Genomic DNA, 25,449 nt, shown 5'->3' on the forward strand with positions numbered 1-25,449 from the left:
TGCGTGCGACTGCCTTTCACTTCGCCCTCGTGCGCACTCGCGAGTCGAGCAGCGCGTAGAACAGGTCGACGATCAGGTTCGACAGCGCCACGAACAGCCCGCCGAGCAGCACGATCGCGATGATCACGGGGCGATCCTGCATCGACACGCTGGTGATGGCGAGCGCGCCGACGCCCTGCAGCCCGAACACCTGCTCGATCACGATCACGCCGCCGAGCATGAGTCCGATGTCGATGCCCAGCTGAGTGACCAGCGGCGGCATCGCGCTGCGGAACGCGTGCACGTAGATCACGCGACGCTCCGTCAGTCCCTTGGCCCGCGCCGTCCGCACGTAGTCCTCGCCGAGGACGTCCAGCATCTGCCCGCGGGTGAGGCGTGCGTAGACTGCGGCAGTCACCATGGCCAGCGTCAGCCACGGGAGCGCGAGGTGCCACGCCCACTGCAGCGGATCCTGGGTGAGCGGAACGTAGCCCGACGGCGGGAAGAGGATCACTCCGAACCGGGTCGGCAGGAAGTACAGCAGGTACAGCGCCAGCATGCCGAGCACGAAGGTGGGGAAGCTGATGCCCACCAGTGCGAAGCCCTGTCCGAGCCGGTCGCGCACGCTCCCGGGGCGCTTGGCCGATGCCAGCCCGATCGGAATGCCGATGGCCAGCCACACCACGACCGCACCGAACACCAGCGACATCGTCGCCGGGATGCGCGCGAGCACGAGGTCGGCGACCGGCAGGTTCGAACGGTACGAGTAGCCGAGATCGCCCTGCAGCAGCCCACCGAGGAAGATGATGTACTGCTCCCAGATCGGCTTGTCGAGACCGAGATTCACCCTGATCTGCGCCATCAGCTCTTCGGTGGCCTTGTCGCCGGCGATGATGCGCGCCGGGTCGGACGGCGTCACGTAGAACAGCACGAAGACGAACACGCTGAGCAGGAACAGCACGAGCAGTCCGAAGCCGACACGTGACAGCAGGTAGCGGATCATGCCCTGGCTCCCTTCGTCGAGGACGGATCGAGGGCGTCGCGGAGCCCGTCGCCCAGCAGGTTGAACGTGAGCGTCAGCGCCAGCAGCGCGAGTCCGGGCACGAGCACCATCCACGGCGCCACCATGTACATCGATCCGTTCGCCGCATCCGCCAGCATGTTGCCCCAGCTGGGCGTCGGCGGCACGATGCCGAGTCCGAGGAACGAGAGCGTCGCCTCGAACACGATCGCGGCGGGGATCATCAGCGTCGTGTAGACGACGATCGGCACGACCAGGTTCGGCAGGACGTCACGGAACATCGTCACGACACCGGACTGGCCGATCGATCGGGCCGTCTCGATGAACTCGCGCTCCCGCAGCGCGAGCACCTGCCCGCGGATGACGCGGGCGAGACCTGCCCAGCTGAAGAACACGATCACCCAGATGGACAGCTGCAGGCTCGGTCCGAGCACCGAGACCGTCGCGATGGCCACGAGGAGGAACGGCACGCTCATCACCAGGTCGATCAGGCGGCTGAGCACGGTGTCGACGATGCCGCCGGCGAAGCCGGCGGTCATTCCGATCAGGATGCCGATCGTTGCGGCTGCGAGCGAGGCGACGACCCCGACCAGCAGCGACACCTGTGCGCCGTATGCCAGGCGCACCAGCACGTCGCGGCCGAGCTGGTCGGTGCCGAGCAGGAACTCTGCGTTCGGCGCGACCGGCATGCCCGAAGGCGAGAGGCCGGTCTCGCGGAACTGCTGGGTCGGTCCGTGGCCGGTCCACTGAGCGATGAGCGGCGCGCAGACGGCGAACAGGATGATGAGGACGATCAGGATGGCGGATGCCACACTCGCCGGATCCCGGAGCAGTCGCCTCATGGTGAGGTGCCATGAGCTCTTCGGCGCCGCGGCGGCCTTCTCGGCGCCGCGCGAGGGCAGCAGCGTCATCGTCTCTTTGGAGAAGACGTTCACGGCGTCACCTCCTGCGCGGCGAGCTCGAGGTCGGGAGTCTCGCCGGCCAGAGTCTCCAGGAACGATGCGGCCAGCAGACGCCTCGTGAAGGGCTCTCGCGGCGAGTTGTAGATCGTGTCCGCGTCGTCGAGTTCGATGATGCGACCGTTCTCCATCACGGCGATGCGATCGCACATGTGCCTCACCACGGCGAGGTCGTGCGAGATGAACAGGTACGTCAGGCCCAGGTCGCGCTGCAGGTCGTCGAGCAGCTGCAGCACCTGTGCCTGCACGGTGACGTCGAGGGCCGAGACCGGCTCGTCGAGGATGACCAGGTCCGGGTTCAGCGCGATGGCCCTGGCGATGCCGATGCGCTGACGCTGGCCACCGGAGAACTGCGAGGGGAAGCGATTGTAGTGATCGGGGTCGAGGCCGACCAGCTCGAGAAGCTCCAGTACGCGGCGCTGCCGCTCCCTGGCACTGCCGATGCCGTGCACGCGAAGCGGGTCCTCGATGATCGATCCGACACGGCGCTTGGGGTTGAGAGAGGAGAACGGGTCCTGGAAGACCACCTGGACGCGCTGTCGCATCCGGCGCCATTGTGCGCGTTTGACCTGCGAGAGATCCATGCCGTCGAAGCGCACGGTGCCCTCCGAGGGCTGCACCAGACCGGCGATGGTCCGCGCGAGAGTCGTCTTGCCGCATCCGCTCTCGCCGACGAGGCCGAGCGTCTCGCCGCGCCGGACCTCGAGGTCGATGCCGTCGAGGACCTTGCGCTTGACGCCGCGTCGCTGCGTGAACGACAGGCTGACGCCTGAGACCTCGGCGATGGGTGCGGACGTCTCCTCGGCGACCGGCTCGACGGGGCTCTGGCGTGCACTCTGCGTGAACGACGACGACTCGATGAGCGAGACGGTGTAGGGATCCTGCGGACGGGTGAGCACCTCGGTGCTCTTGCCCAGTTCGACCTGCTCGCCCCGGTACATCACCATCACCCGGTCGGCGACGCTGGCCATGACGCTCAGGTCATGGCTGATCATGAGGACCGTCGCGCCGAAGTCCTCCTTCATCTCACCGAGCAGCTGCAGGATCTGCGCCTGGACTGTCGAGTCGAGTGCTGTGGTCGGCTCATCGGCGATGATCAGCGCCGGATCGAGCGACAGGCTCATCGCGATCATCACGCGCTGTCTCATGCCGCCGGAGAACTGATGCGGATAGGCGTCGAACCGCGACGAGGCGTCGGCGATGTGCACCTTCTCGAGCAGCTGGATGGCTCGAGCCTTCGCTGCCTGCGTGGAGACGTTCTCATGCGCGCGGATCTGCTCGACGATCTGCCAGCCGACGGTGTACTGCGGGTGCAGACTCGACAGCGGATCCTGGAAGATCATGCTGATGTCCTTGCCGCGCTTGCGTCGCAGGCGCTCGGCGCTGAGCGAGAGCAGATCCTCGCCCTGGAATCGGACGGAACCTGTGGTGCGCGCGTTCGGGATGAGCCCCATGACCGACTGCACCAGCACGGACTTGCCCGAACCGGATTCGCCGACGATGCCGAAGAACTCACCCTCTTTCACATCGAAGGAGACGTCCTTGACCGCGTGCACGGTGCCGTTCTCGGTCGGGATGTCGACGCGCAGACCGGATACTTCGAGAATCGACATGCGATCCCTCCTCAGGTGAGGCTGCTGCGGCACCGCTCCGGTGCCGCAGCAGCTTCGTCAGCGTGCGTTCACTTGCTCAGCCACACGTTGGCCCAGTCGCCGTTCTGCGCGAGCGCGTAGATGGAGAAGTTCTGCACGCGCTCGGAGTGGTAGTTCGCCTTCTTCTTGGCTGCGATGCTGACGATGGGGGAGTCCTTCATCACGGTCTCATCCACCTGGTGCCACAGCTCGCCTGCCTCCTCGGGGGAGCCGGCGGCGAGGGCCTGCGCTGCCAGGGCGTTCGCCTCGTCGTTGTTGTAGTCGACGTAGTTGTACGCCTGCGGGACGCCGTCGAAGCTGAACTGCGGCTGGAAGACACTGCGTGCGGCGCCGCCGACCCAGTCCGGCGACCAGCCGACCAGCGCGATGTCCCACTCCCCGCCGGCGGTGTTCTCCGGGTTGGTCATGAAGTTCGCGTAGTAGTCCGTCGGCGGAACCGGGAACAGCTCGACGGTGATGCCGGCGGCCTCGAGGCTCGCCTGCACGGTCTGCGCGATGTCCGGCTGCGAGCCGAGGTTGCGGTACGGGAACTTCAGGGTGAGGTTCTCCACGCCGGCGGCTGCGAGCAGCTCCTTGGCCTTCTCCGGGTCGGCCTTGCCGTCACCCTCGCCGTAGGGCGAGTACTCCTCGTAGCCGTTGATCCCGGGCCCGAACAGGCCGTTCGTCACCGAGGCGATGTCGGTGCCGCCCATGACCTGCACCACGGCGGCCTTGTCGATCGCGTACTGCAGGGCCTGGCGCACCTCGAGCTGCTGAAGAGCGCCGCCGTTGTTGTCGGTCTTGGTGTTGAACCACAGGAACTGATCGATGCCGCCGTTCTCGAGAGTCGAGAACTTCTTGTCATTGACGCTGGTCAGCTGCTGGATGTTCGCCGGGCTCGGCTGGAGGTCGAACAGCATGTCGGCCGATCCTGCCTGCACCTGCTGCATCGCGGCATCCACCTCGATGCCCATCGTCATCTCGATCGAGTCGACGTACGCCTTGCGCAGCGGGTCGCTATCCGCATCCCACGAGGGGTTGCGCTCGAGCGTCATCTTCACGTCGGGCTTGTGCTCGGCGACGGTGTAGGGGCCCGACGCGACGAAGTTGTTGCGGTACTCGGGGGAGTCGGGGATGTAGTCGAGGACTTCGATCGGCGCCGGGTTGGCCGTGGCGAGGCTCAGCATGCTCGTGAAGTCGGATGCCGGCTCGACGAGGTGGAAGATCACGGTCTTGTCATCGGGCGTCTCGACGCCGGGGATGTCGTTGGACTCGATGTACTCCTTCATCGGCTCGATCTCGGGGGAGACCGACGCGAAGCCCTCGCAGAACTCCGCCATGCCGTCGATGAGCGAGATGAAGTATCCGCCCAGGGCGGCGCCGATGTACGGGTTGCAGATGCGCTTGATGCCGCGCTCCACGTCCGCCGAGACGATGTCGCGTGCGCCGTCGGGCGCATCCCACGATGCGCCGTCGCGCAGAGTGATCGTGTAGCTGAGTCCGTCGTTCTCCGGGCTGGGCACCTCGGTGGCGAGGTCGCCGACGAGCTTCGAGCGCTCATCGGCGTCGTTCGATGCTTCGTAGCTGAGGATCGATCGGGAGATCGTGCGCGTGACGCTGTTGGAGGGGACGTAGGCGATCAGCTGCGGGTCCAGGTGATCGACGTCGCCATTCGAAAGCACCTTGAGAGTGCCGCCGGTCTGCGGCTCCCCTTCGCCGCCGGTCGGGCCGCCGTCCGTGGTCGAGCAGCCGCTGAGCACCATGGCGAGCGCGGACGCCGCCGCCAACGGGACGAGCAGAGCTTTCATCTTGCGAGTCATAGGGTCATCCTTGAGGCCTTGATTCGGGTGATCGCCGCGCCGTCGGCGGGCGCAGAGCCGCAGCTGTGGCACCGGCTCGCCAGTAACATAGCACATGTCAGATATCGAACAGAAGGTGCCTGGAGATGCGGTACGGTAGCTCCATGAACACCCGTTGGTATGCGTATTTCGAGTCGGCTCTGGAGGGGCCGGCGCCGATGTAGCGCGCACCGACACCTTCAGAGCCGACAAGCCAGAGCAATTGCTCTGGCTTTCGCCGTTTCGGCGGGCTCTGCATCCGGGTCCGTCGTGAATCTCACGAACAGGACAGGACCCATGCCAAGCACTCACACAGTCGACACCACCAACGACCTGCACGTCACCGGCTTCACAGCGCTTCCCTCACCGGCATCCGTCGCCGAGGCGCTGCCACTCGGCGCCGAGCGCGGCGCGCTCGTCGCCCGCACACGCGATGAGGTGCGCGCGATCATGGACGGGCGCGACGACCGGCTCCTCGTGATCGCCGGTCCCTGCTCGATTCACGACGTCGATGCCGGCATGGAATACGCGGGACGGCTGGTGCGCGAGGCGGACCGTCACCGCGACGACCTGCTGATCGTGATGCGCGCCTACTTCGAGAAGCCGCGCACGACCGTCGGCTGGAAGGGTCTCATCAACGATCCGCACCTGGACGGCAGTCACGACATCGAGTCCGGCCTGCGTCTGGCGCGGGGCTTCCTGCGTGACGTCACCGCGCTGGGGCTGCCGTGCGGCACTGAGTTCCTCGAGCCGATCAGCCCGCAGTACACCGCCGACCTGGTCACGTGGGGCGCGATCGGCGCCCGCACGACCGAGAGCCAGATCCACCGTCAGCTCGCATCCGGCCTGTCGATGCCCATCGGATTCAAGAACGGCACTGACGGCGGACTGCAGGTCGCTCTGGATGCGGCGGCCGCGGCATCCGCACCTCAGGCGTTCCTCGGCATCGGCGCCGATGGGCGCGCCAGCCTGGTCAGCACCACCGGCAACCCCGACACCTCGGTGATCCTGCGCGGCGGCGCGGACGGCCCGAACTATTGCTCCGAGCACGTGCGTCGGGCATCCGAGCGTCTGGCCGCGGCCGCGCTGACGGCGCGCGTGATCGTGGACGCCAGTCACGCGAACAGCGGCAAGGATCACCTTCGTCAGGCGGAGGTGGCGGCCGAGCTCGCCGCGCAGATCTCGATTGATGACGCGATCGCCGGGGTGATGCTCGAGAGCAACCTCGTCGCCGGCGCGCAGCGCCTCGACGTCGAGACCGGGCCTGCCGGACTCGTGCGCGGGCAGAGCGTCACCGACGCCTGCATGGGATGGGATGCCACGGCAACCGCTCTGGATCAGCTCGCGGCAGCCGTCCGGGCGCGGCGGGAATGATCGTCACCCGCTGATCGGGATCACAGCGCCGGAGATCTCGACGCGCACGGGGATGTCGGATCTGCCCAGCGCATCGCCGAGGGTTTCGAGCTCCTCTGAGCCGACAAGCGCCAGCCCCGGCGGCGTCTCTTCGATCAGCTCGATCTTCGGGAACCCGGTCGGTGGAGCAGCTTCTATGCCGGGCCGACGCGCCGACGGCATCCCCGCCACCGCGTAAGCTCGATCGCTATGGCGACAGGCGCGATGATCCACACGTTCGAGGTGCAGCTGGCCGATGTCGACCGCGGCGTGTATGAGGATCTCAGGCTGCGCGTCGCGCGGCATCCGTCCGAGACCGACGTCTACATGCTCACCCGCATGCTGGCGTACTGCCTCGAATACGAGGAGGGCATCGTCTTCACCGAGGGCGTCGCCGCCACCGATGAGCCCGCGGTGCTCGTGCGCGACCTCACCGGCCGCGTCACCGCGTGGATCGAGGTGGGTGCACCGGATGCCACCCGCCTGCACTACGGCAGCAAGCTCGCCGACCGCACGACCATCTACACGCAGCGCGACCCTGCGCGGGTGGTGCTGCAGTGGGCGGGCAAGACCATCCACAATGCGGACGCCATCGTGCTGCACAGCTTCGACCCGGGCTTCATCGACGACGCGGCCGCCGCGCTCGACCGGCGCAACACCATGACCCTGTCGGTGACCGAGGGGCAGCTGTACCTCGAGCTGAACGGGACGAACCTCAGCTCGGCCGTGCACCAGCAGCCGATCCAGTAACGTCGGCAGGAGCACCGGCCCGCCCTCCGAGGGCGTCGCAGGGGTCAGGGAGACGGCGACAGGTCGGGCAGCTCGCGCATGCCGAATTCATGCCGGAGCGCGCTCAAAGCGGCCAGCCACCCCGGCATCCCGGTCACGCCCGGTCCCGGGGCGGTCGAGGCGGAGGCGAGGTAGACGCCCGGGATCGGCGTGCGCCACGGGTCGGGGCTGAGCACCGGCCTGCGCAGCAGCTGCCACAGGTTCGGCGCGCCGGCGGCGATGTCTCCGCCCGGGTAGTTGGGGTTGTGCTGTTCGAGTTCCCGCGCGCTCCGAGAGCTCGTCGCGAGGATCGTGTCCCGGAACCCGGGCGCGAACCGCTCGATCTGGCGGACCACCGCTTCTGCGCGGTCTTCCGAGCTGCCGGCCGGCACATGCGTGTACGCCCACAGCGTGTGCCTGCCGGCGGGAGCGCGGGTCGGGTCGAACAGCGACGGCTGCGAGACGAGCACGTACGGGCGCTCGGGGAGGCGTCCACGGTGCACCTGGTTCTCGGCGTCCGCCACCTCGGCCCGAGTGCCTCCGATGTGCAGCGTCCCGGCGCGCCGGAGCTCGGAGTTCGTCCAGGGCACCGGCTCGCTCAGTGCGAAGTCGACCTTGGCGACGCCGTCACCGTAGCGGAACCGCTGCAGCGCCCGGCGGTAGCGGTCGGGCATGCCGTCGGCCGCCATGCGCAGGAGGGCCTTCGGTGTGACGTCGAGGAGAATCGCCCATGCGGATGGCAGTTCGGTCAGCGTCTCGACGTCGTGGCCGACGACGAGTTCGCCGCCGTGGCTTCGAAGATCGTCGACCATCGCGTCGGCGATCGCCTGGCTGCCGCCGACCGGGATCGGCCAGCCGCGCGCGTGGGCGTAAGTGGTGAGGGCGAGACCCGCGCCGGCACCGGCGATGCTCGGCTGCCTCAGTATGGTGTGCGCTGCGACGCCCGTGAGCATCGCCGGTGCGGCACCCTCGCGGAAGCGCATGTCCCACGCCGGAGTGCCCTGCTCGAGCGAGCGCAGTCCGAAGACGACGGCTGTGCGCAGGTGCCGCGGGATGCGCAGCAGCGATGAGCCGGTGAAGTCGGCGACCTGCGTCGCCCGCTCGACCAGCGGGCGCAGGAGTCGCTCGTATGCCGGGCCGTCGACACCCAGCGCGTCGCGCGTGCGGCCGAGGTCGCGATACGCGATACCTGCCCGGCCGCCGTCCAGCGGGTGCCCGAACGACACCTCCGGAGTGACGAATTCCACCCGATCCTGCAGGCCGAAATCACGGAAGAACCGCGATTCGAAGGCCATCGGATGCACGGCCGAGCAGACGTCATGGTGATAGCCCGGCAGAGTCAGCTCACGCGTGGCCACGCCACCGCCTGGGCGGGCTTCGCGTTCGTACACTCGCACGCGAAGCCCCGCGCGGGCGAGGGTCACCGCGGCCGCGAGACCGTTGGGCCCTGCTCCGACCACGACGACGTCGAGGTCCTCGCCGCCGCGGCGCCGGTCGATCACGATGTCGGCTCCTCCGATGCCTCTCGCCCGGATCGAGCAGCGGCCCTGCCCTCGGACAGGTAGGCGAGCCGGTGCAGCGTCTCGGCGTTTCGCCAGCGCATGACGGCGTTCATGACGGGCCGCGGGACGAATCTGGCCGGTCCCGCGGTGGGCTCCTCCTGGATGCGCACCAGCGAATCCTCACCCCTCGGCCGGATCTCGATCGTGACGCGCGCCTCGCCGACCGGCCATCCCCGCGCCCGCAGCGTGATGCTGCGCGGAGGGTCGCAGCGCTCGACGACGGTTTTGTCGTTGATGAGCATCGGCCACACGCCGAAGGAGTGATGCAGTTCGGATGCCGGCAGCGGCCAGCCGGAGTCGACGTCGCGCATGCGCGACGCCCCGACCACCCATGACGGATACAGCCATCCGTCCCCCAGCACCTCGAACACATCCTGGGGTGTGCAATGCAGCGTCCTGACATTCCGGGCCATGGGTCACTCCGCGAGTTCGTCCTCTTCGGGCTCGAACGTCGATGCGGTGCCGGTGTGCCCGGCTGCGACGCCGTCGGGGTCACTGGGGATGGTGCCATCTTCGCCGAGGCCGTCCGCCTTGGTCGTGCCCTCCGAATCGCTCTCCGACGCCGGGTCTTCGCTGCGATCGCGACCCTGCTCGTCGCGGTCGCGGTCTGGTCGCTTCTCGGTCATCTCTGCTCCTTGCCTGCCTGATGGTGTGCGAGCGACGGGCTCAAGATCCCGTCGCCGCCTGTCACATCCGAGCACACCCGATCCGACCGGCATGCGGAAGGGCGGTGACGCCCGGGTTCGTCGCGGGTATGATCACCGCGCCGGATATGATCGGCACGTGGCCGTCTTCCCGTCATCCGGCTCGGGCGCCCGGCGTCTCAGCCGAGAGCTGATCATCGAGACAGCCCTCGCGCAGATCGACATGGTCGGCATCGAGGCGCTCTCGATGAGGTCGCTCGCGCAGCAGCTGGGCGTCGAGGCGATGTCGCTCTACCGGTACGTCCACGGCCGGGAGGATCTCCTGGAAGGCATCATCGCTCGCCTCATGGGCGACCTGACCGCGGTTCTCGACCAGGAGGCGAGCGAGCACTGGCAGGGTTTCCTGCAGGCGGTCGCACATCACGTGAGGCGGATCGCCGTCGAGCATCCGCGCGCCTTTCCTCTGGTCGCTTCACGGCATCCTGCAGCGCCATGGCTGCGTCCGCCGCTTCGCAGCGTCGAGCTCGTCGATGCGTTCCTGTCCGCGCTGATCGACCGTGGCTTCACCGACGACCAGGCGGTGGGGACGTATCGGTCGTTCAGCAGCTTCCTGCTCGGTCAGCTGCTTCTCGAGTCCGCTTCCCGCGGGGCGGAGACCGGCTCCGCGACCGAGCCGTTGGACGAGGGAGGTGCGGACCTGCCCGAGCGCGACGGGACCATCGGTCTCGAGCGCGCACCACAGGTGCTGCGTCTGCGCGGGCTGCTGAGCGAAGACCACAGCGAAGAGGAGTTCGAGATATCGCTCGAGGCTCTCATCGATCGTCTCGAGAGCGAGCTGAGCCGGTAGCGGGATCGTCTTCCGCCTGCAGGCGGAGTCGGCGACCCTCCTCCTCGTCCTTCCGCTCCTGGCCGGCGGCCTTCTCGCTTCTGCGGGTGTCGCGCGGAGGGAGCTGGATGTCCTCCTCAGCGGCGATGCCCGCCTGCAGTTGGCGACCGCGCTCGAGCTCGGCATCGAACTCGGCACCGAACAGCAGGGCGAGATTGGCGATCCACAGCCAGAGCAGGAAGACCACGATCCCGGCGAGGGAGCCGTACGTGCGGTCGTAGTTGGAGAAGTTCGCGACGTAGAAGCCGAATCCGAGAGTCGCGATGGCCAGGATCACGATGGCGAGGAAGGCGCCGATGCTGATCCATCGGAACTTCGGCTGCTTCGCGTTCGGAGTGGCGTAGTACAGGATCGCCACCGCCAGGATCACGACGAAGGCGAGAACGGGCCATTTGAGGATCGACCAGATGGTCTTGGGAACGTCGCCGAGCCCGAGCACATCGCCGATGGCATCCGTCACGGGGCCGGAGACGACGAGGATGACGGCGCCGATCACGAACAGCACGATGGTGACGACGGTGACCAGCAGCTGAACGGGCTTCAGCTTCCAGAAGGGGCGCCCCTCCTCGATCTCGTAGATCCGGTTCATCGCGCGGCTGAAGGCCCCCACGTAGCCCGACGCCGACCAGACGGCCAGGACGATTCCTGCGATCAGGGCGAAGCCGGCACCAGGAGAGTTCGCCACCTGCTCCACCGGTCCGCGTATGGTGTCCGCGGTGTCGCCCGGGGCGACCTCGCTCACGACATCGAGCACGGCTCTGCTCGCCGCCTCACTCTGCCCGAACACGCCGAGGAGTGAGAACACCGCGATGATGCCGGGGAAGATCGACAGCACGGCGAAGTAGGTCAGGGCCGCCGCGATGTCGATGCACTGGTCCGAGGAGAACTCGCGGATCGTCTTCCGGAGCACGTACTTCCACGACCGCTTGTGCAGGTCGTTGGGGGAATCGGGCTTGATGCTGTCGTCGGCGGCGGGCGCATCGCGGTCGATCCTGTGGTCGCTGGGGGTCATGACGCTTCCTTCGTGAGTCGGGCGGGCCCACCCTCCGGTGGACCCGCCCGTGTCGGATTCTGATCGGCTGCCGGTCAGCTGCTGGTCAGGTTGTCGCGAGCATCCCGTGCCTGGTCCTTGACCTCACCGGCCGCGGTCTGCGCTTCATCCTTGACGGCCGCCACCGAGTCCTGCGCCGATGCCTTCACGGACTCGACGGACTGCTGCAACGGCTCCTTGAGGTGTTCGCCGATGTCCTTCGCGACATCGGCGGCTTCGTCGATCAGGGGCTGGGCCTCGTCCTTGACCGTCGACGCGATCTCCTTCTCCTTCGAAGAGGCGGGGATCAATGACGCGAGAACAAGGCCGGCGCCGAAGGCGATCAGCCCGACGGCGAGGGGGTTGCCTTCGGCCTTCGCCACGGCACGGTCCTTCATCTCGCCGACGTGCGAGCCTGCCTCCGACAATGACGAGCCGGCATCGTCGGCCGCGCCCATGACGCGCTCTCGCACCGCGCTGAATGCTCCTCGCACCTTGCCCATCTGCCGGTCGACGATCTTCGACGGCGACACCTTGTCGGCCAGCGCGTCGACATCCATGCCGAGGTCGTCGCGGGTCCGCTCGATGTCGGCCCGGATCTCATCGGGTGAATCGCTCATCGGTTCTCCTCATTTCTTTTCAGCGTTTCCGGGATCTCCTTCAGGGTCTCCGCTGTCTGCGGAGCACCTTCCACCTGCTTCAACTGACCGCGTCCGATCATGAAGAGGACCAGCGCGATGACCGCCCAGATGACTGCGACGACCACTCCCGCCCAGCCACCGCCCATCAGGGTGCCGAGCGCCCACCACAGGCCGAGGGACAGGAAGAACACCGCCATCAGGGCGCTGTACCCGGCAGCCCCCATCAGTCCCGCGCCCTTGGCGGACTTCGTCGCGGCCTCCTTCAGCTCGGCCTTGGCGAGAGCGACCTCCTGTCGCATGAGGGTGGAGATGTCACGCGACACCTCGCCGAGCAGTTCGCCGAGCGACGAGGATGCGGCCTTCGCCTCAGAGGGTGTCGGGTCGGTCATAGCCGTCCTCCTCCCCGAGAGCGCCCGCCCTCGTCGAGCGGGTCTGCGTGTGCAGAGGGGTCTCCGCCGTCGTGCCGGTGGCGGTGGGGGTGGAGACCGGCACCGGCATGGAGGGGTCCGGCACCACCTGCGTGGGCGGCGCCACGGGTGGCGGCACGGATGGTGCGGATGCCTGCTTCTCATCGGACCCCGCCGAGGCGAGCGCGCGGGTGAGCCGGCCCACGACGATCCCGCCGATGGCCGCGGCCAGGATGAACGTCCCCGGCTTGCGGCGGGCGTAGCGCTTGACCTCGTTCAGGACCGAACCCGGATCGCGCTCACCGAGCCAGTTCGCCGCGGCCGACACGCGACCCGAGACCTGCTGCACCAGATCGCTCGCGATGCCGTTGCCATCGGAGTTGGATGCCATGGAGCCGAGTTCATCGCCGACCGAGCGGAGCCCCGCTGCGAGGCGCTGCTGCTGCGTGCCGGCCTGCTCCTTCAGCTCGCGCTGAGTCTGCGCGTAGAGATCCTTCGCCTGCATCTTCGCTTCACCGACGACGCCGGCCGCTTCGTGCTTGGCCGTGTCGAGGACATCCTTCGCCTGGCTCGCGGCGCTGTCCTTCAGATCGGCGGCCTCGTGCCCCGCCTCCTCGACCTTTCCCGAAGAACCGTGCGGTGGTGTGCCCGACCCGCTCGGGCTGGGCGTCTCAAGATTTTCCGACATGAGTGCTCCTTTTCGCGGACCGATTCGATCGGATCGGTGCACCATGTCTAGACCCCGGATGCCCACCGGCAAGGCCCCTTGCACTCACCAGGCTTACGGTGTAAGTCGGGCGCCCGCAGCGGCGCCCGTGTTCACGAGCTCGCGGGGGAACTGCAGCTAGAGCTCGTCGAGCGCCCTCCGCGCGTCATCGACGGCCTCCACCGCGGCCGACGTCTCCGAAACCGCACGCTCGCGCCGATTCGAGGCAGATGCGGCATCCTGCTGCGCCTGCGCCGCATCCTCGCGAGTCTGCGCGAGCTCATCCTCGAGCTCGGCGACTCGCGTCGCGAGACGATCGACGCGAGCGTCTGCCTCCTGCGCCTCCTCGTCTGCGCGACGACGGGCTCGCTCGGCGCGCTCGTGCGACTTCTCGGCCTCGCGAAGCGCGCGCTCGGCTTTCCGCCGCTCGCGCCGCGCTCCGACCTCATCCGTCACCGGCTCCGCAGCCACGGGCGAGCTCGGCCGACCGCCGCCGACCGCGACGTCGAGGTCGAAGGACCCCGTCGGCTCGAGATCGTGCACCAGACGCCCGGATGCGACGGCCGAGGCCGCACCCTGATCGAAGAACGCCGCGGAGATCGTCTGACGGACCGCCTCGAGCGTGGCATCCGTCACTCGCGCTCCCTGCGATGAGGCGAGTGCCGCCGCCTCGGCAGCGAGCTGGTTCGTCAGCGCACGCCGCTGCCGGCCGAGCTGCGACAGCGTCGAGGCGTCGAGATCCTCCTGGGCATCGCGCAGCTCGGCCGCCAGCTGCAGCGCCTGCCCGAGACGCCCGGAACGCTCACGAGCGAACACGTTCACGACCCACGCTGCGACGGTCGGCTTTCGCAGGGCGCGGATCCGCTCGGCGAGGCCGCGGTCGCCGGCCTCCTTCGCACGCGTGTTCCGCGACGCGATGAAAGCCTCCGGCGGACCGGAGTACAGCGCGGCCGCGATGTCGTCGAGGTCGTCCGCGTCGCTCATGCGAGCGAGACTACCCGTCCTGACGGTCGTTCTTCGGCGCATCCTCTGTGGCCGACGGGACGTCCCACCCCTCCTGCGGCGCCTCGCAGGTCTCGCGGAACACGTACTGCGAGATCAGCCGTCGTTGAGAACTGGACCAGTCGATCGCCGGGCGGCGCTGCGCGGGCGGCAGGTAGCCGAGCCGGTACACGGCCATCAGCTCGAGATCGTCCGGAACATGCAGCAGGTCGACGATCTCGTCCCAGCGCCCGGGCACCTCCATCGGGAAGGAGATGAACTGGATGCCCATGCCGAGCTCGACAGTGGTCAGCCAGACGTTCTCCATCGCCGCGCCCATGCTGAACACCGAATAGAACGACGACAGCTCGCCGGGGCGGTACTCGCTGCGATCCAGCATCACGCCGAGCAGCAGCGGGGATCCGGCGACGAGCTTGGCATTCTCGGATCCGAGCGTCTTCGGCACTCCGAGCGAGTTCATCAGCTTCTGGCCGCGGCGGGTGAACACCTGACTCGTGAAAGGGCGCAGCACCGCGGGAAGCTTGTCGAACAGCATCCCGCTGCGCTTCTGCTCCATCTCGGCCTCGCTGAAGCGGAAGTACGGCTTGTACCGCTCGAAGAACGTGCCGTTCGACATCGCCTCGGTCATGCTCTCACCCGAGATGCGGGCGATGCGCTCGATCGTCTCGCGCTGCTCGATGACGACGAACCGCCACGGCTGGCTGTTGAGCTGGGACGGTGCTCGGCCTGCGGCCTCGAGCAGCAGCCGCTGGTGATCTTCGGAGACGGGGTCTGGCAGGAACGGTCCGTTGGTCGTCTTGCGACGGCGGATGGCATCGAGAAGTTCCATGGTGCTCCTGTCAACGAGAGGTGAGGACGGCGGCGGCGAAGAACGGCGCGGCGCAGAGTGCGATGGCCGGATGCCGGCGGGTGCGGGTCCCCGCGAAGGGGATGACGGCGAGCGGGATCAGGGCGGGGGAGAGCGCCGCCGCGACCCGGCGGTCATGACGCAGCTCAGCGACGAGCGCGAGGGCCGTCGTGGTGGTCGTCGCGATGTAGAGCGCGTGGTGCAGCCAGCGGATGCGTCGCGTGTCGATCAGCCGTGCGGCGACGGCCGCGCCGAGGGCGCAGTTCGCGGCATAGCAGAGGGCGGATGCCCTGACCGCCGCAGTCGGTGGGGCTGGATGCCGATGCTGCCGGCCCGCGCGCCGACTGCGAGTCATCGCTGTGCCTGTTCTGCTGCCTCCACGGGATTGCGCCGGATGCCGATCCACGACACGACACCGCCGACCGCGAACAGCACCGCGGTGACCAGCGCGGCGCTGTGGAAGCCGTCGAGATCGAGCACGCCACCGACGATGGTCGACAGCAGCGCCACGACGATCAGGCCCGCGACGCGCGAGATCGCGTTGTTCACGGCCGAGGCGATGCCGGAGTGCCCCTCGTCGATCGCGCCCAGGATGGTCGAGGTCAGCGGGGCGACGGTGAGCGAGAGGCCGAGGCCGAGCACGATCATCGACGGCAGCACCTGCCACCAGTAGCTGAAGTCCTCGGCCACGGTGAGCAGCAGCAGCGCCCCGACCGCCATCAGCAGCGGCCCGACCGTCATGAACAGTCGTGGTCCGAGCCGGCCCGCCCACGATCCGACCCGCGAGCTCAGCAGGATCATCAGCACCGTCACCGGCAGACTGGCTAGACCCGCGGCAGTCGCACTGAGACCGGCGCCCTGCTGCAGGTACACGCTGACCACGAAGCCGTTCAGTGCCAGAGCCGCGTACACGAACAGCGTCGCGATGTTGCCCCAGCCGAAGTTGCGCACCCGGAAGAGCGACAGCGGCATCATCGGTGCGACAGGACGGCGCTGGCGCAGCAGGAACCAGGCGAACAGCGCAGCGCCGACGACGGCGGGGAGCCAGATCGCGGGGGAGGACCAGCCGAGGTTCGGCTGCTCGATGAGGGCGAACACCACCGCTCCGAGGCCGACTGCGCACAGCGCTCCGCTGAACCAGTCCACTCTCGTACCACGCGGATGCTCGGGAAGGTGCAGCCGTGAGAGCAGCAGGAGCGTGATCGCGATCGGGAGGACATTGATGAGGAAGACGAAGCGCCACGACAGGAAATCGACGAACAGTCCGCCCATGAGCGGCCCCACCACCATCGCTCCGGTGGTGAATGCGGTCCAGACGCCGATCGCCCTGGCCTGCACCTCGCCGCGCATCACCGCGGTGATCAGGGCGAGCGAACTCGGCACGAGCAGCGCTCCAGCGGCACCCTGTGCGGCGCGAGAGATGATCAGCGTCAGCGGATCCAGCGCCGCAGCGACCGCGACCGACGAGATGCCGAACGCGATCAGGCCGATGCGCATGATGAACACGCGGCCGTAGGCGTCGGAGAGCGAGCCGGCGAGCAGGATCAGCGCGCTCAGCGTGATCAGATACGCGTCGACGACCCATTGCTGTGTCGTGATGCCGCCGCCGAGGTCTTCGCTGATCGCGGGCAGGGCCACGTTGACGACCGTTCCGTCGAGGAACGTGACGAACGAGGCGATGATGGCGATGGTGACCACCAGCCGCTGCATCGGCTCGAACGCGGGCATGGCAAGAACACTACCCCGGCGCGCAGCGGCGAGGGGTCGCGATCGACGCCCGTCCCGTCAGCTGATCGGCTCGAGCAGGAACACAGGGATCACGCGCTCGGTCTTCTGCTGGTACTCGTCGTAGTGCGGCCAGACCTCGGTGGCGCGCCGCCACCACTCCTCGCGCTCCGCGCCCTCGAGTTCGCGCGCGATGTAGTCGCGCACCTCGGCGCCGTCCTGCAGCTCGACGTGCGCGTGCTTGATGATGTTCCAGTACCAGGCCGGGTGCTGCGGCTGACCGCCGCGCGAGGCGACCACGGCGTAGCGACCGTCGTGCTCGACGCGCATCAGAGCCGTCTTGCGCAGTCCTCCGGTCTTGGCGCCGACAGTCGTCAGCACGATGACCGGCTTTCCCTGCAGCTCGTTCGCCTCGGCGCCCCGTGACTCCTCGAAGGTCTCGGCCTGCTTGCGAGCCCATTCCGACGTGCTGGGCAGATACTCTCCGTGCAATGGCATGACTCGAGCCTAACCCGCGCCGTACACTGGGGACGTGCTGTTCCCATGTCCTGTATCAACAGAGGGCGCCTTCGCGGGGCGAGAGGTGATCATCGGCGCGTCGCGCGCCGACGGCAGAGGCTGAGATCGATCAGACGGTCTCGAACAGAAAGCACGATCATGCGTCCCATCGACGAGCGCGCCATCCGCGCGTCCTTCCGCAACGCCTCCCGCAAGGAGGCCTCCTCGCTGACCCTGCCGGCCGATTTCGCCGAGCTCGACTTCGAGCAGCTCGACTACCTCGGCTGGTTCGACCCCAAGATGCCCAAGCGGGCGTACGTCATCGCTGAGGTCGATGACGAGCTCGTCGGCGTGCTGCTGCAGCGCACCGAGCAGCGCACCCGCGCCAGGGCCCAGTGCTCGTGGTGCGACGATGTCACGCTGCGAAACGATGTGCAGTTCTTCTCGGCGCGCAAGGCCGGCGCGGCCGGTCGCAACGGCGACACGATCGGCACGCTCATCTGCGAGAACTTCGGCTGCTCGGCGAACGTGCGCCGGCTGCCGCCGCTCGCCTACGAGGGGTTCGATCGCGAACTGGCGCGCCAGGTGCGGATGCTGCGGCTGCGCGAGCACGTCGCCGCCTTCCTGGGCGAACTCGGCTGAGCAGGTCGGGGCGGCCGCCGCGTCAGGCGACCGTGGCGCGCACGTGCGCCAACGCGTCGTCGGCGAGCGCGGCTGACAGGCGCTGAAAGGTATCGACGCTGCGAGCTCCGGGCCAGTCGGCGGGCAGCAGCGCCGCCGGCAGGCCCGGATCGACGTATGGCAGCACCCGCCAGCTGTCGATCAGGCGCAGGTGCGCCGCGAACGGCCTTGCCAGATCGAGCGCATCGACGGATGCCAGGAAGCGCTCGTGCTCGGCGCGAAGCGCCGCCAGGTCCCACCAGCCGGCGACCGCCTCCGCCAGCGGACGCGCCGGCACAGGATCGTCGGCGCGGAATAGGGTGGCGTACCCGCGCGCGCCGATCTCGCCGAGGAGCTCTTCGGCCTCGTCCTGCAGGTGTCCGGGAAGGATCCACAGTCCGGCCGCCACGGACCCTGCCCCCAGGAACTGCAGCCGCCGGCGCAGCTGGTGACGCAGGTCGCGCCGCGTCTCCGGGATCGTCGCCGAGACCAGCAGCCACTGCTCGTCCGGCGTCATCGAGCGCACCGCGAAGATGCGGCGATCGCCGCGCTCCAGCATCCCGATCGCGGCGGGGTTCAGCGCGTACTGGCGCCCGGGCGCCGCGAGCAGAAGTCCCTTCTGCTTGAGGCGGGTGGTCGCCATGCGAGCCTGGGCCGCCGGAATGTCGAGGTCGCCGACCAACCGCACCAGAGCCGCGGATGAGATCTCGCCTCCGAGCGGACGAAGGTGCACGCCGATCACGGTGCGCGGCAGCGAGGTGGTGCTGCCGGGCCGTGCGTCGATGTCGTCGAGGATCTACGCCTGCCTGCCGACACCCCCAGTTCCCGCCGAGACCCCGGGCTGTGGGCGCCGATACCCGGGGGTCTCGATGGCAGGTGGGGGTGTCGGCGACGCGGGAGCGGTCATGCGAGGGCGTCGCGCACGGCGATGATGCCGCGCAGCGCCTCCTCGTGCGAGGTGCTCAGCGGTGACAGTCCGAGTCGGATGCCGTCGGGGAACCGGAAGTCCGGGATCACCCCGTCCACCCAGAGGTCCTTCGTGACCTGCTGGAACGAGTCGTGCCCGATGGTGATGTGCCCGCCGCGCTCGGCGGCGTTGCGCGTCGAGAGCAGCTTCACTCCGAGGGGCGCGAGCAGGACGTCGTACGCGCGCACGGCGAAGTCGGTGAGCGTGATCGACTTCGCCCGCACGGTGCCGATGCCCTCGAGCTCGATCAGATCGAGCATGCCCTGCATCGCGAGCATCGACAGCACAGGCGGAGTGCCGCTGAGCAGCTGCCGGATGCCCGCGACCGGAGCGTACTCCGGGCCCATGGCGAAGATGTCGGCAGCGCCCCACCAACCGTGGATCGGCTGCAGCACGTTGCCGTGATGCTCGGCGCGCAGATAGCCGAACGCGGGCGAGCCCGGCCCGCCGTTGAGGTACTTGTACGTGCAGCCGACGGCCATGTCGACGCCCCAGTCGTCGAGATGCATCGGCACGACGCCGACGGAGTGGCACAGGTCCCAGAGCATCAGCGCGCCGGCATCCTTCACCACCTTCGTGATCCGCGGCATGTCCGCCAGCGCGCCGGAGCGGTAATCGACGTGACTGAGCACGACGAGCGCGGTGCGCTCGGAGACGACGGATGCCACATCCTCAGCGCTCACACCGGCGATCTCATCGGGCTGCACCCACCGCACCGTCATGCCGGTCTCGTCAGCGACGCCGGCGGCGATGAACCGGTCGGTGGGGAAGTTGCCCGACTCGATGACGATCTCATCGCGCCCGGGGCGGGCCGCGACACCCGCGCGGATCAGCTTGTAGAGCATCACGCTGGTCGAATCGGCGACGATGGTCTGGCCGGCGGCAGCGCCCAGCGTCACCGCGCCGATGCGGTCGCCGAGCTGCATGGGCAATTCCATCCACTGCTCGTCCCACGAGCGGATCAGGCGGGTGCCCCAGTCGTCGCGGATGAACGCCGCTGCCTTCTCGGGCAGATCCCGCAGTGGACGGCCCAGCGAGTTGCCATCCAGGTACGCGGTGACGCCGGGCGCGTCGGCGAACTCCGCGAGGTGGTGCGCGAGCGGGTCGGCGGCGTCGAGCTTGATGGCCTCGGCGAGCAGGACGTCGGTGTCGGTCATTTCAGTACTCCAGATCGGCGGTCGTGAGTCGACGGGACCGGTTCGGATCGTCGTCGGGAAGAAGAAGCAGGGGAGCGCCCGGCGCCAGTGGGTCGGCGGGTGCGAGCGCGATGAGCAGGTCGGTGCCGTTCACTCCGGCGACGCGCAGCGCGTCGACCTCGGCGTCACGCAGGTCGACGGGGGTGGCGCCGTTGCCCATGTCGGTGCCGTAAACGAGTTCGCCCCCGGTGGCGGCGAACCTGCGCACGTTGTCGGTGACGATGTCGCGCGCTTCGCCGTCATGGATCGCCATGGTCGAGATCCACGAGACGGATGCCGCCTGCTCGGCGATCTCGTCGTCGGTCAACCGCTCCGAGAACGGCGCGTGTGCCAGCCTGGTGGCGCCCAGTCTCGCGACGCGCTGCGCCTGCCCCGGACCCTCAGCGTGAGCGACCAGCGGGATGCGGTGCTCTGCGGCAAGACGGGCGAGCGTGCGCATCAGCTCGTCATCGAGCACCGGGCCCACATCGCTGTTGCCGACGATCTTGAGGAACGAGACGCCTTCGGCTGCGAGTGCAGCGACGACGGCCGCCGCATCGTCGGCATCGGTGATCTGCCGCACAGAGCCTGTCGGCGCCCATTCCCGGTCGGACGGGTATCCACCGACGGCCGTGAGGAACGGGCCGGCGTATCGGATGCGTGGCCACAACTCCGGAGATTCGGGTGCTTCTGTCGCGGATCCGGCAGATCCGGGCCGTAGGACCGCAGGTTCTCCGGAGTTGTGGCGGGCGGTGTCGGATGCCAGGTCGCTGATCCAGCCGATTTCGGCCCCCAGATCGATGACCGCGCCCAGCCGGGAACCGGGCAGCGCGGTGTGATCGACCAGCTGCAGGTGCACGTGGTGGTCGGTGAACAGGCCGGTGACCAGTCCGTCGAGCTGCGGTGAGCCGTCGGGTGCCTGCTCGGCGAGAAGGCTCAGGCCGCCGGCATCCGACATCAGCGTCCCCTCACGAATCTCGCCGCGGTCGAAGAACCGCACCGCGCGCGATTCAGTCACCGGCCGATCTCCGTGCGCACGCTGTACAGCTCGGGGAAGAACGTCAGATCCAGCGCGCGCTGCAGGAAGCCGACGCCGCTCGATCCGCCGGTGCCGACCTTGTGCCCGATGGTTCGGGCGACGGTGCGCAGGTGCCGGAACCGCCAGAACTGGAAGTTGTCCTCGACGTCGACGAGCTCCTCGCATGCCTCGTACAGGTCCCAGTGCTCGTGCGGGTGCTCGTAGATCTCACGGATCGCGTCGACGAGCTCGGGGTGTTCGCGGTATGGCTGGCGCACATCGCGTTCGAGGATGTCGCGCGGCACCGGCAGGCCCCGGCGCGCGACATAGCGCAGGAACTCGTCGTACAGCGTGGGCCGCTCCCACTCGGCGGTGAGCATGGCGAGGTTGTCGGGGTGGTCGCGGAAGAGCCCCAGCATCCGCTCGTTCTTGTTGCCGAGCGCGAACTCGACGCAGCGGTACTGCACCGACTGGAAGCCGGACGAGCTGCCGAGGTCGCCGCGGAACTCGGCGTATTCGGTGGGGGTGAGGGTGGCCAGCACCGACCACTGCTGGGTCAGCACCTCCTGGATGTGCTTGACGCGCGCGATGTGCTTGAGGGCGGCGCGCAGGTCGTCGCCGGCGAGGCGATCGCGCGCGGTGCCGAGCTCGTGCTGCACGAGCTTGAGCCACAGCTCGGTCGTCTGGTGCTGGATGATGAACAGCATCTCGTCGTGGTGCTCGGGCTTCGATACCGGATGCTGCGCGCTGAGCAGTCTGTCGAGGTCGAGGTACGACCCGTACGTCATCCGATCCTTCAGATCCGTGACGATGCCTTCTTCCAGGGAGCGCTCGTTGTCGGCCATCCCGCGAACATATCACTTTCGCGGCGACCGTCACAATGGTGAAATCTCCTGCTGGGCGGGTCTCTCAGCCGGTGCGGGCGTCCAGGAAGTCGAGCGTCTCCTTGAGCGCCGTCTGCGCTTCGGGCTGGTCGAGGTGGAACTGATACTCATGGGGCTGCGCCGGTTCATGCGCCGCGGGCCAGAACAGCGTCGTCACGTCGACACCGAGATCGTCGAGTCGCTGCGCCATCGGTATCGACTGCAGCCAGGTGAGGTCGTCGCCGTTCCCGCCGGAGATGTAGGTGGCGGGAAAGTCCCCGGTGACCCAGTTCACGGTCGACATCGTCGCTCCCGTGGCGTCCTCGGCCCAGTTCTTCGAGCCGGAGTATGCCCACATCGACGTCTTCAGCCCCCACCCGACTACGCCCGTGAGTGCGGCGAGGGCCGCGAGATCGTAGACGCCGCAGTTCAGGACGGTCGCAACGAGCTGATCCGCGTCCAGCGCCGGGTCCACCGACATGATCTTCGCGTAGTCCGGGTTGGTCGTGATCGCGGCCAGCTGGCTCGCCAGTTGCGCGCCGGCGGAGTCTCCGGCGAGCACGATCCGGGAGGCGTCGACGTTCAGCTCGTCGGCGTGGACGTCGATGTGGGCGAGCGCGGCGTTGAGCTGGTTCACGGCGGTCGGGTAGGCGGCCTCCGGCCCGCGCGTGTAGTTCACGCCGATCGTCGTGTAGCCCTCGGATGCCAGGATGCGCAGATACGGATCGACGTTCTCCTTGGAGCCGGAGATCCACGCCCCGCCGTGGATCCAGACGACCGCGGGAAGCGGGCCGGTGGCGGATGCCGGGGTGTACACATCCATCGTCGTGTCGCTGCCGTCTTCGCCGTACGCGACGTCGAGCGTCTCGGTGAGCTTCGTGTCGGGCACGTGTCGGTTCATCTCCGCGGCCGTCTCCTCGCCGCCGCGGGTGAACACCGCGCGGATCACCATGGCGGACGGCCAGGGAGTGACGGCGCCGACGATGCCGATGACCACGATGATCGCGATCACGCTCAGGAGTGCGACCCTCGTCTTGCGCCACTTGCGGTGCGGTATCGGTTCGGTCGATTCGTCGGCTTGCTCGAGCGCAGTCATGTGTGCCCCTCCGGGAATCAGTGTGGCAGAGCCGTGGATCACCGGCACTCAGGTCAGCGTGCCGCGAGCACCTCAGCGGTGGTCGCGAGAGTGATCTGCGGCGGGTACAGGCCCATGACGTGCAGGGCGGCGGCGTGGTTCTCGGCGGTCGAGCCCGCGCAGGCGTCGGTCGCGACGGTCAGGTGCGCGCCGGCATCCGCGCCAGGCAGCGCCGTCGAGAGCACGCAGCAGTCGGTCGAGACGCCGGTGAGCACGACGCGCGCGCTGCGACCGACGACCGCCTCGATCTCGTCGCCCCACTTGCCGAAGGTGGGCAGATCGAGCGTGGGATGCGGCGAGAGCCCGCGTGCGGCGGGGACCAGGTCGTAGAGCGGGTCGGATGCCGGCCTGTCGGCGAACGGCCACGCGGCGAAGTACTCGCCCCACGACGTGGAGCGGTCGGCAGTTGGCATCCACCGGGTCACCAGCACGTTCTCGCCGAAGCTCTCCGCGAGTGCCGCGATGTTCGTCATCGCGCTGTCGAAGAACGGCGAGCCCCACTCGGAATCGGGCGACGCGAAGATGTTCTGCGGGTCGATGACGACCAGCCATCCGGCGTCGCGCGTTTCGTCTCGCTGCGCTCGCTCAACGACCGGCGAGGGGATCACGCGTCTTGCTCCTGCCGGCGGATCTTGCCCGCGCGGGCGAACCAGGTGACCAGGAACGAGAGCACGAGTGCGAAGAAGACGCCGAGGTTCGCGTACGCCCAGTCGCCATCCTTGCCGCCGATCAGGAACAGCAGGTATCCCTGCCAGTTGTTCCAGGCCGCCTCGGCCGCGAAGTTGTTGACCACCAGGCCCCAGCCGATCACGCTGGCGACGACCATGGTGATGATGGCCGTCCAGTCCCAGGCGCCGTAGCGGCCGCGGGCGTCGAACAGCGCATCCTCGTCGTAGTCCTTGCGGCGCCGGAGGATGTCGGCGATGAGGATGCCCGCCCACGACGCGAGCGGCACGCCGAGCGTGATGAGGAACGACTGGAACGGCCCGAGAAAGTCGGTGGCGAAGAAGACGACCCAGATCGTGCCGAGCGTGAGGATGATGCCGTCGATCGCCGCCGCGCTGGGGCGGGGGATGCGGATGCCGAGGCTGATCAGCGTGAGGCCGGAGGAGTAGATGCCGAGCACGGCGCCCGAGACCAGCGCGAGCACGGCGGTGAGCAGGAAGGGCACGAGCACCCAGATCGGCAGAATGGTGGCGAGGGCGCCGATCGGGTCGGCGGCGACAGCATCCATCAGGACAGGGTCGGATGCTGCCAGCAGCACACCGAAGATGACGAGGATCACGGGGGCGATCGCGCCGCCGAAGGTGTTCCAGAAGATGATCGCCCCGTCGGACGCCGTGCGCTTCTGATAGCGCGACCAATCGGCGGCGATGTTGATCCAGCCGAGGCCGAAGCCCGTCATCACCATCACGAGCGCGCCGATCACGGCGCCGATGCTGCCGTCGGGGATCGCCATCACCGCGGCCATGTCGATGTGGCCGGCCGCGAGGATGATGTAGAGGATCGTGACCACCCCGGTGATCCACGTCAGCACCGACTGCATCTTCATGATCGTGTGATAGCCGAGCACTGATGCGGCCACGATCAGCGCCGCCACCACGACGGTGGCGACGATCTTCAGAGCGGTGCTGTCGCCGTCGCCGCCGAGCTGCGTGATGACCGTCGCCGTGGCGAGTACGGCCATGATCGCCAGGAACGTCTCCCACCCGATGGAGGTCAGCCAGGACACGACTCCGGGCACCTTCTGCCCGTGCACGCCGAACGCGGCGCGGGAGAGCACCATGGTGGGTGCGGAGCCCCGCTTGCCGGCGATCGCGATCAGGCCGCAGAGGAAGAACGACACGACGACGCCGATGATCGACACGAGCGTCGCCTGCCAGAACGAGATGCCGAAGCCCAGCACGAACGAACCGTAGCTCATGCCGAACACCGACACGTTCGCCGCGAACCACGGCCAGAACAGGTCGCGGGGCTTGGCCGTGCGGTCGGACTCGGGGATGATCTCGATGCCGACGCGCTCGATGAGCGCGGGTGATGCGGCGGGCGGCGGCGTGCTGGATGCCGGAGGCGTTGCGGTCATGCCCTCATCCTG

28 protein-coding genes are annotated in these 25,449 nt (G+C 68.3%); 4 read left to right on the plus strand and 24 right to left on the minus strand.

What is annotated here, in order from left to right; translation table 11 throughout:
• Window positions 1-16: 16 nt before the first annotated feature.
• The 4 genes from ACQUSX_RS12560 to ACQUSX_RS12575 all read right to left on the minus strand — a co-directional run bounded on the left by ACQUSX_RS12560 (window position 17) and on the right by ACQUSX_RS12575 (window position 5,410).
• Window positions 17-982: an ABC transporter permease gene (locus ACQUSX_RS12560; protein WP_428907249.1), complete on the minus strand. Its 966-nt coding sequence runs from the start codon at window positions 980-982 to the stop codon at window positions 17-19.
• Window positions 979-1,935 carry an ABC transporter permease gene (locus ACQUSX_RS12565; protein ID WP_428907250.1) on the minus strand — a complete coding sequence of 319 codons (957 nt, stop codon included), beginning with the start codon at window positions 1,933-1,935 and terminating at the stop codon, window positions 979-981. The genes ACQUSX_RS12560 and ACQUSX_RS12565 overlap by 4 nt, the downstream gene beginning before the upstream one ends.
• A complete protein-coding gene (locus tag ACQUSX_RS12570; protein ID WP_428907251.1) occupies window positions 1,932-3,572 on the minus strand; it encodes an ABC transporter ATP-binding protein in 1,641 nt (546 codons plus the stop codon). The genes ACQUSX_RS12565 and ACQUSX_RS12570 overlap by 4 nt, the downstream gene beginning before the upstream one ends.
• A gap of 68 nt (window positions 3,573-3,640) precedes the next feature.
• Window positions 3,641-5,410: an ABC transporter substrate-binding protein gene (locus tag ACQUSX_RS12575; RefSeq protein WP_428907252.1), complete on the minus strand. Its 1,770-nt coding sequence runs from the start codon at window positions 5,408-5,410 to the stop codon at window positions 3,641-3,643.
• A 315-nt stretch (window positions 5,411-5,725) separates the two neighbouring features.
• Between ACQUSX_RS12575 and ACQUSX_RS12580 the strand changes: the two genes are divergently transcribed.
• Window positions 5,726-6,802: a 3-deoxy-7-phosphoheptulonate synthase gene (locus tag ACQUSX_RS12580; protein WP_428907253.1), complete on the plus strand. Its 1,077-nt coding sequence runs from the start codon at window positions 5,726-5,728 to the stop codon at window positions 6,800-6,802.
• Between the two features lie 3 nt (window positions 6,803-6,805).
• Here ACQUSX_RS12580 and ACQUSX_RS12585 read toward each other — a convergent pair whose 3' ends face one another.
• Window positions 6,806-7,003, minus strand: coding sequence for a hypothetical protein (locus ACQUSX_RS12585; protein WP_428907254.1), 198 nt, complete (start codon window positions 7,001-7,003; stop codon window positions 6,806-6,808).
• A 27-nt stretch (window positions 7,004-7,030) separates the two neighbouring features.
• Here ACQUSX_RS12585 and ACQUSX_RS12590 point away from each other — a divergent pair, with 27 nt between their 5' ends.
• Window positions 7,031-7,570 carry a YaeQ family protein gene (locus ACQUSX_RS12590; RefSeq protein ID WP_428907255.1) on the plus strand — a complete coding sequence of 180 codons (540 nt, stop codon included), beginning with the start codon at window positions 7,031-7,033 and terminating at the stop codon, window positions 7,568-7,570.
• A gap of 44 nt (window positions 7,571-7,614) precedes the next feature.
• Here the strand turns inward: ACQUSX_RS12590 and ACQUSX_RS12595 are convergent, their stop codons facing one another.
• The 3 genes from ACQUSX_RS12595 to ACQUSX_RS12605 are packed head-to-tail and all read right to left on the minus strand — an operon-like array spanning window position 7,615 to window position 9,776.
• On the minus strand, window positions 7,615-9,090 hold the full coding sequence (locus ACQUSX_RS12595; RefSeq protein ID WP_428907256.1) for a phytoene desaturase family protein: 1,476 nt from the start codon (window positions 9,088-9,090) through the stop codon (window positions 7,615-7,617).
• Entirely contained in the window at window positions 9,087-9,563 is a 477-nt protein-coding gene (locus tag ACQUSX_RS12600) for an SRPBCC family protein (RefSeq protein ID WP_428907257.1), read from the minus strand. The genes ACQUSX_RS12595 and ACQUSX_RS12600 overlap by 4 nt, the downstream gene beginning before the upstream one ends.
• Window positions 9,564-9,566: 3 nt before the next feature.
• On the minus strand, window positions 9,567-9,776 hold the full coding sequence (locus ACQUSX_RS12605) for a hypothetical protein (protein WP_428907258.1): 210 nt from the start codon (window positions 9,774-9,776) through the stop codon (window positions 9,567-9,569).
• Between the two features lie 157 nt (window positions 9,777-9,933).
• Here ACQUSX_RS12605 and ACQUSX_RS12610 point away from each other — a divergent pair, with 157 nt between their 5' ends.
• A complete protein-coding gene (locus ACQUSX_RS12610) occupies window positions 9,934-10,641 on the plus strand; it encodes a TetR/AcrR family transcriptional regulator C-terminal domain-containing protein (RefSeq protein ID WP_428907259.1) in 708 nt (235 codons plus the stop codon).
• Here the strand turns inward: ACQUSX_RS12610 and ACQUSX_RS12615 are convergent.
• The 9 genes from ACQUSX_RS12615 to ACQUSX_RS12655 all read right to left on the minus strand — a co-directional run bounded on the left by ACQUSX_RS12615 (window position 10,607) and on the right by ACQUSX_RS12655 (window position 17,536).
• Entirely contained in the window at window positions 10,607-11,692 is a 1,086-nt protein-coding gene (locus ACQUSX_RS12615) for a YihY/virulence factor BrkB family protein (protein WP_428907260.1), read from the minus strand. The genes ACQUSX_RS12610 and ACQUSX_RS12615 overlap by 35 nt on opposite strands.
• Window positions 11,693-11,766: 74 nt before the next feature.
• The gene (locus tag ACQUSX_RS12620) at window positions 11,767-12,330 is read right to left on the minus strand and encodes a DUF3618 domain-containing protein (RefSeq protein ID WP_428907261.1); all 564 of its coding nucleotides are present in this window, start codon (window positions 12,328-12,330) and stop codon (window positions 11,767-11,769) included.
• Complete coding sequence (locus ACQUSX_RS12625; RefSeq protein ID WP_428907262.1) at window positions 12,327-12,740, minus strand: phage holin family protein; 414 nt, start codon at window positions 12,738-12,740, stop codon at window positions 12,327-12,329. The genes ACQUSX_RS12620 and ACQUSX_RS12625 overlap by 4 nt, the downstream gene beginning before the upstream one ends.
• A complete protein-coding gene (locus ACQUSX_RS12630; protein WP_428907263.1) occupies window positions 12,718-13,446 on the minus strand; it encodes a hypothetical protein in 729 nt (242 codons plus the stop codon). The genes ACQUSX_RS12625 and ACQUSX_RS12630 overlap by 23 nt, the downstream gene beginning before the upstream one ends.
• Before the next feature lie 156 nt (window positions 13,447-13,602).
• On the minus strand, window positions 13,603-14,448 hold the full coding sequence (locus ACQUSX_RS12635) for a transposase (protein ID WP_428907264.1): 846 nt from the start codon (window positions 14,446-14,448) through the stop codon (window positions 13,603-13,605).
• A 10-nt stretch (window positions 14,449-14,458) separates the two neighbouring features.
• A complete protein-coding gene (locus tag ACQUSX_RS12640; RefSeq protein WP_428907265.1) occupies window positions 14,459-15,295 on the minus strand; it encodes a nitroreductase family protein in 837 nt (278 codons plus the stop codon).
• 10 nt (window positions 15,296-15,305) lie between these two features.
• The gene (locus tag ACQUSX_RS12645; RefSeq protein ID WP_428907266.1) at window positions 15,306-15,668 is read right to left on the minus strand and encodes a hypothetical protein; all 363 of its coding nucleotides are present in this window, start codon (window positions 15,666-15,668) and stop codon (window positions 15,306-15,308) included.
• A complete protein-coding gene (locus tag ACQUSX_RS12650) occupies window positions 15,665-17,041 on the minus strand; it encodes an MFS transporter (RefSeq protein WP_428907267.1) in 1,377 nt (458 codons plus the stop codon). The genes ACQUSX_RS12645 and ACQUSX_RS12650 overlap by 4 nt, the downstream gene beginning before the upstream one ends.
• 57 nt (window positions 17,042-17,098) lie before the next feature.
• A complete protein-coding gene (locus ACQUSX_RS12655) occupies window positions 17,099-17,536 on the minus strand; it encodes a nitroreductase family deazaflavin-dependent oxidoreductase (protein WP_428907268.1) in 438 nt (145 codons plus the stop codon).
• 159 nt (window positions 17,537-17,695) lie between these two features.
• Here ACQUSX_RS12655 and ACQUSX_RS12660 point away from each other — a divergent pair, with 159 nt between their 5' ends.
• Complete coding sequence (locus ACQUSX_RS12660) at window positions 17,696-18,178, plus strand: FBP domain-containing protein (protein WP_428907269.1); 483 nt, start codon at window positions 17,696-17,698, stop codon at window positions 18,176-18,178.
• A gap of 22 nt (window positions 18,179-18,200) precedes the next feature.
• Here ACQUSX_RS12660 and ACQUSX_RS12665 read toward each other — a convergent pair whose 3' ends face one another.
• From ACQUSX_RS12665 to ACQUSX_RS12695, 7 genes are all read right to left on the minus strand, one after another.
• Window positions 18,201-18,992: a PaaX family transcriptional regulator gene (locus ACQUSX_RS12665; protein WP_428929982.1), complete on the minus strand. Its 792-nt coding sequence runs from the start codon at window positions 18,990-18,992 to the stop codon at window positions 18,201-18,203.
• Window positions 18,993-19,099: 107 nt separating this feature from the next.
• A complete protein-coding gene (locus ACQUSX_RS12670; RefSeq protein ID WP_428907271.1) occupies window positions 19,100-20,320 on the minus strand; it encodes a kynureninase in 1,221 nt (406 codons plus the stop codon).
• A gap of 1 nt (window position 20,321) precedes the next feature.
• Complete coding sequence (locus tag ACQUSX_RS12675) at window positions 20,322-21,356, minus strand: amidohydrolase family protein (protein ID WP_428907272.1); 1,035 nt, start codon at window positions 21,354-21,356, stop codon at window positions 20,322-20,324.
• Complete coding sequence (locus ACQUSX_RS12680; protein ID WP_428907273.1) at window positions 21,353-22,201, minus strand: tryptophan 2,3-dioxygenase; 849 nt, start codon at window positions 22,199-22,201, stop codon at window positions 21,353-21,355. Before ACQUSX_RS12680 ends, ACQUSX_RS12675 begins: the two co-directional genes overlap by 4 nt.
• Before the next feature lie 64 nt (window positions 22,202-22,265).
• Entirely contained in the window at window positions 22,266-23,315 is a 1,050-nt protein-coding gene (locus ACQUSX_RS12685; protein ID WP_428907274.1) for an alpha/beta hydrolase, read from the minus strand.
• Window positions 23,316-23,368: 53 nt separating this feature from the next.
• On the minus strand, window positions 23,369-23,959 hold the full coding sequence (locus ACQUSX_RS12690; protein ID WP_428907643.1) for a cysteine hydrolase family protein: 591 nt from the start codon (window positions 23,957-23,959) through the stop codon (window positions 23,369-23,371).
• Window positions 23,959-25,437: a purine-cytosine permease family protein gene (locus ACQUSX_RS12695; protein ID WP_428907275.1), complete on the minus strand. Its 1,479-nt coding sequence runs from the start codon at window positions 25,435-25,437 to the stop codon at window positions 23,959-23,961. Before ACQUSX_RS12695 ends, ACQUSX_RS12690 begins: the two co-directional genes overlap by 1 nt.
• Window positions 25,438-25,449 lie beyond the last annotated feature (12 nt).

The sequence above is a fragment of the Microbacterium alcoholitolerans genome (assembly GCF_050408615.1).
Lineage (GTDB): Bacteria > Actinomycetota > Actinomycetes > Actinomycetales > Microbacteriaceae > Microbacterium.

What these genes read in the sequence shown, in the direction of transcription:
- ACQUSX_RS12560 (WP_428907249.1), bottom strand. Translation starts at nt 982, where the DNA reads ATGATCCGCTACCTGCTGTCACGTGTCGGCTTCGGACTGCTCGTGCTG.
- ACQUSX_RS12570 (WP_428907251.1), bottom strand. Translation starts at nt 3,572, where the DNA reads ATGTCGATTCTCGAAGTATCCGGTCTGCGCGTCGACATCCCGACCGAG.
- ACQUSX_RS12575 (WP_428907252.1), bottom strand. Translation starts at nt 5,410, where the DNA reads ATGACTCGCAAGATGAAAGCTCTGCTCGTCCCGTTGGCGGCGGCGTCC.
- ACQUSX_RS12580 (WP_428907253.1), top strand. Translation starts at nt 5,726, where the DNA reads ATGCCAAGCACTCACACAGTCGACACCACCAACGACCTGCACGTCACC.
- ACQUSX_RS12585 (WP_428907254.1), bottom strand. Translation starts at nt 7,003, where the DNA reads ATGCCGTCGGCGCGTCGGCCCGGCATAGAAGCTGCTCCACCGACCGGG.
- ACQUSX_RS12590 (WP_428907255.1), top strand. Translation starts at nt 7,031, where the DNA reads ATGGCGACAGGCGCGATGATCCACACGTTCGAGGTGCAGCTGGCCGAT.
- ACQUSX_RS12600 (WP_428907257.1), bottom strand. Translation starts at nt 9,563, where the DNA reads ATGGCCCGGAATGTCAGGACGCTGCATTGCACACCCCAGGATGTGTTC.
- ACQUSX_RS12605 (WP_428907258.1), bottom strand. Translation starts at nt 9,776, where the DNA reads ATGACCGAGAAGCGACCAGACCGCGACCGCGACGAGCAGGGTCGCGAT.
- ACQUSX_RS12615 (WP_428907260.1), bottom strand. Translation starts at nt 11,692, where the DNA reads ATGACCCCCAGCGACCACAGGATCGACCGCGATGCGCCCGCCGCCGAC.
- ACQUSX_RS12620 (WP_428907261.1), bottom strand. Translation starts at nt 12,330, where the DNA reads ATGAGCGATTCACCCGATGAGATCCGGGCCGACATCGAGCGGACCCGC.
- ACQUSX_RS12625 (WP_428907262.1), bottom strand. Translation starts at nt 12,740, where the DNA reads ATGACCGACCCGACACCCTCTGAGGCGAAGGCCGCATCCTCGTCGCTC.
- ACQUSX_RS12630 (WP_428907263.1), bottom strand. Translation starts at nt 13,446, where the DNA reads ATGTCGGAAAATCTTGAGACGCCCAGCCCGAGCGGGTCGGGCACACCA.
- ACQUSX_RS12635 (WP_428907264.1), bottom strand. Translation starts at nt 14,448, where the DNA reads ATGAGCGACGCGGACGACCTCGACGACATCGCGGCCGCGCTGTACTCC.
- ACQUSX_RS12640 (WP_428907265.1), bottom strand. Translation starts at nt 15,295, where the DNA reads ATGGAACTTCTCGATGCCATCCGCCGTCGCAAGACGACCAACGGACCG.
- ACQUSX_RS12645 (WP_428907266.1), bottom strand. Translation starts at nt 15,668, where the DNA reads ATGACTCGCAGTCGGCGCGCGGGCCGGCAGCATCGGCATCCAGCCCCA.
- ACQUSX_RS12650 (WP_428907267.1), bottom strand. Translation starts at nt 17,041, where the DNA reads ATGCCCGCGTTCGAGCCGATGCAGCGGCTGGTGGTCACCATCGCCATC.
- ACQUSX_RS12655 (WP_428907268.1), bottom strand. Translation starts at nt 17,536, where the DNA reads ATGCCATTGCACGGAGAGTATCTGCCCAGCACGTCGGAATGGGCTCGC.
- ACQUSX_RS12660 (WP_428907269.1), top strand. Translation starts at nt 17,696, where the DNA reads ATGCGTCCCATCGACGAGCGCGCCATCCGCGCGTCCTTCCGCAACGCC.
- ACQUSX_RS12670 (WP_428907271.1), bottom strand. Translation starts at nt 20,320, where the DNA reads ATGACCGACACCGACGTCCTGCTCGCCGAGGCCATCAAGCTCGACGCC.
- ACQUSX_RS12680 (WP_428907273.1), bottom strand. Translation starts at nt 22,201, where the DNA reads ATGGCCGACAACGAGCGCTCCCTGGAAGAAGGCATCGTCACGGATCTG.
- ACQUSX_RS12685 (WP_428907274.1), bottom strand. Translation starts at nt 23,315, where the DNA reads ATGACTGCGCTCGAGCAAGCCGACGAATCGACCGAACCGATACCGCAC.
- ACQUSX_RS12695 (WP_428907275.1), bottom strand. Translation starts at nt 25,437, where the DNA reads ATGACCGCAACGCCTCCGGCATCCAGCACGCCGCCGCCCGCCGCATCA.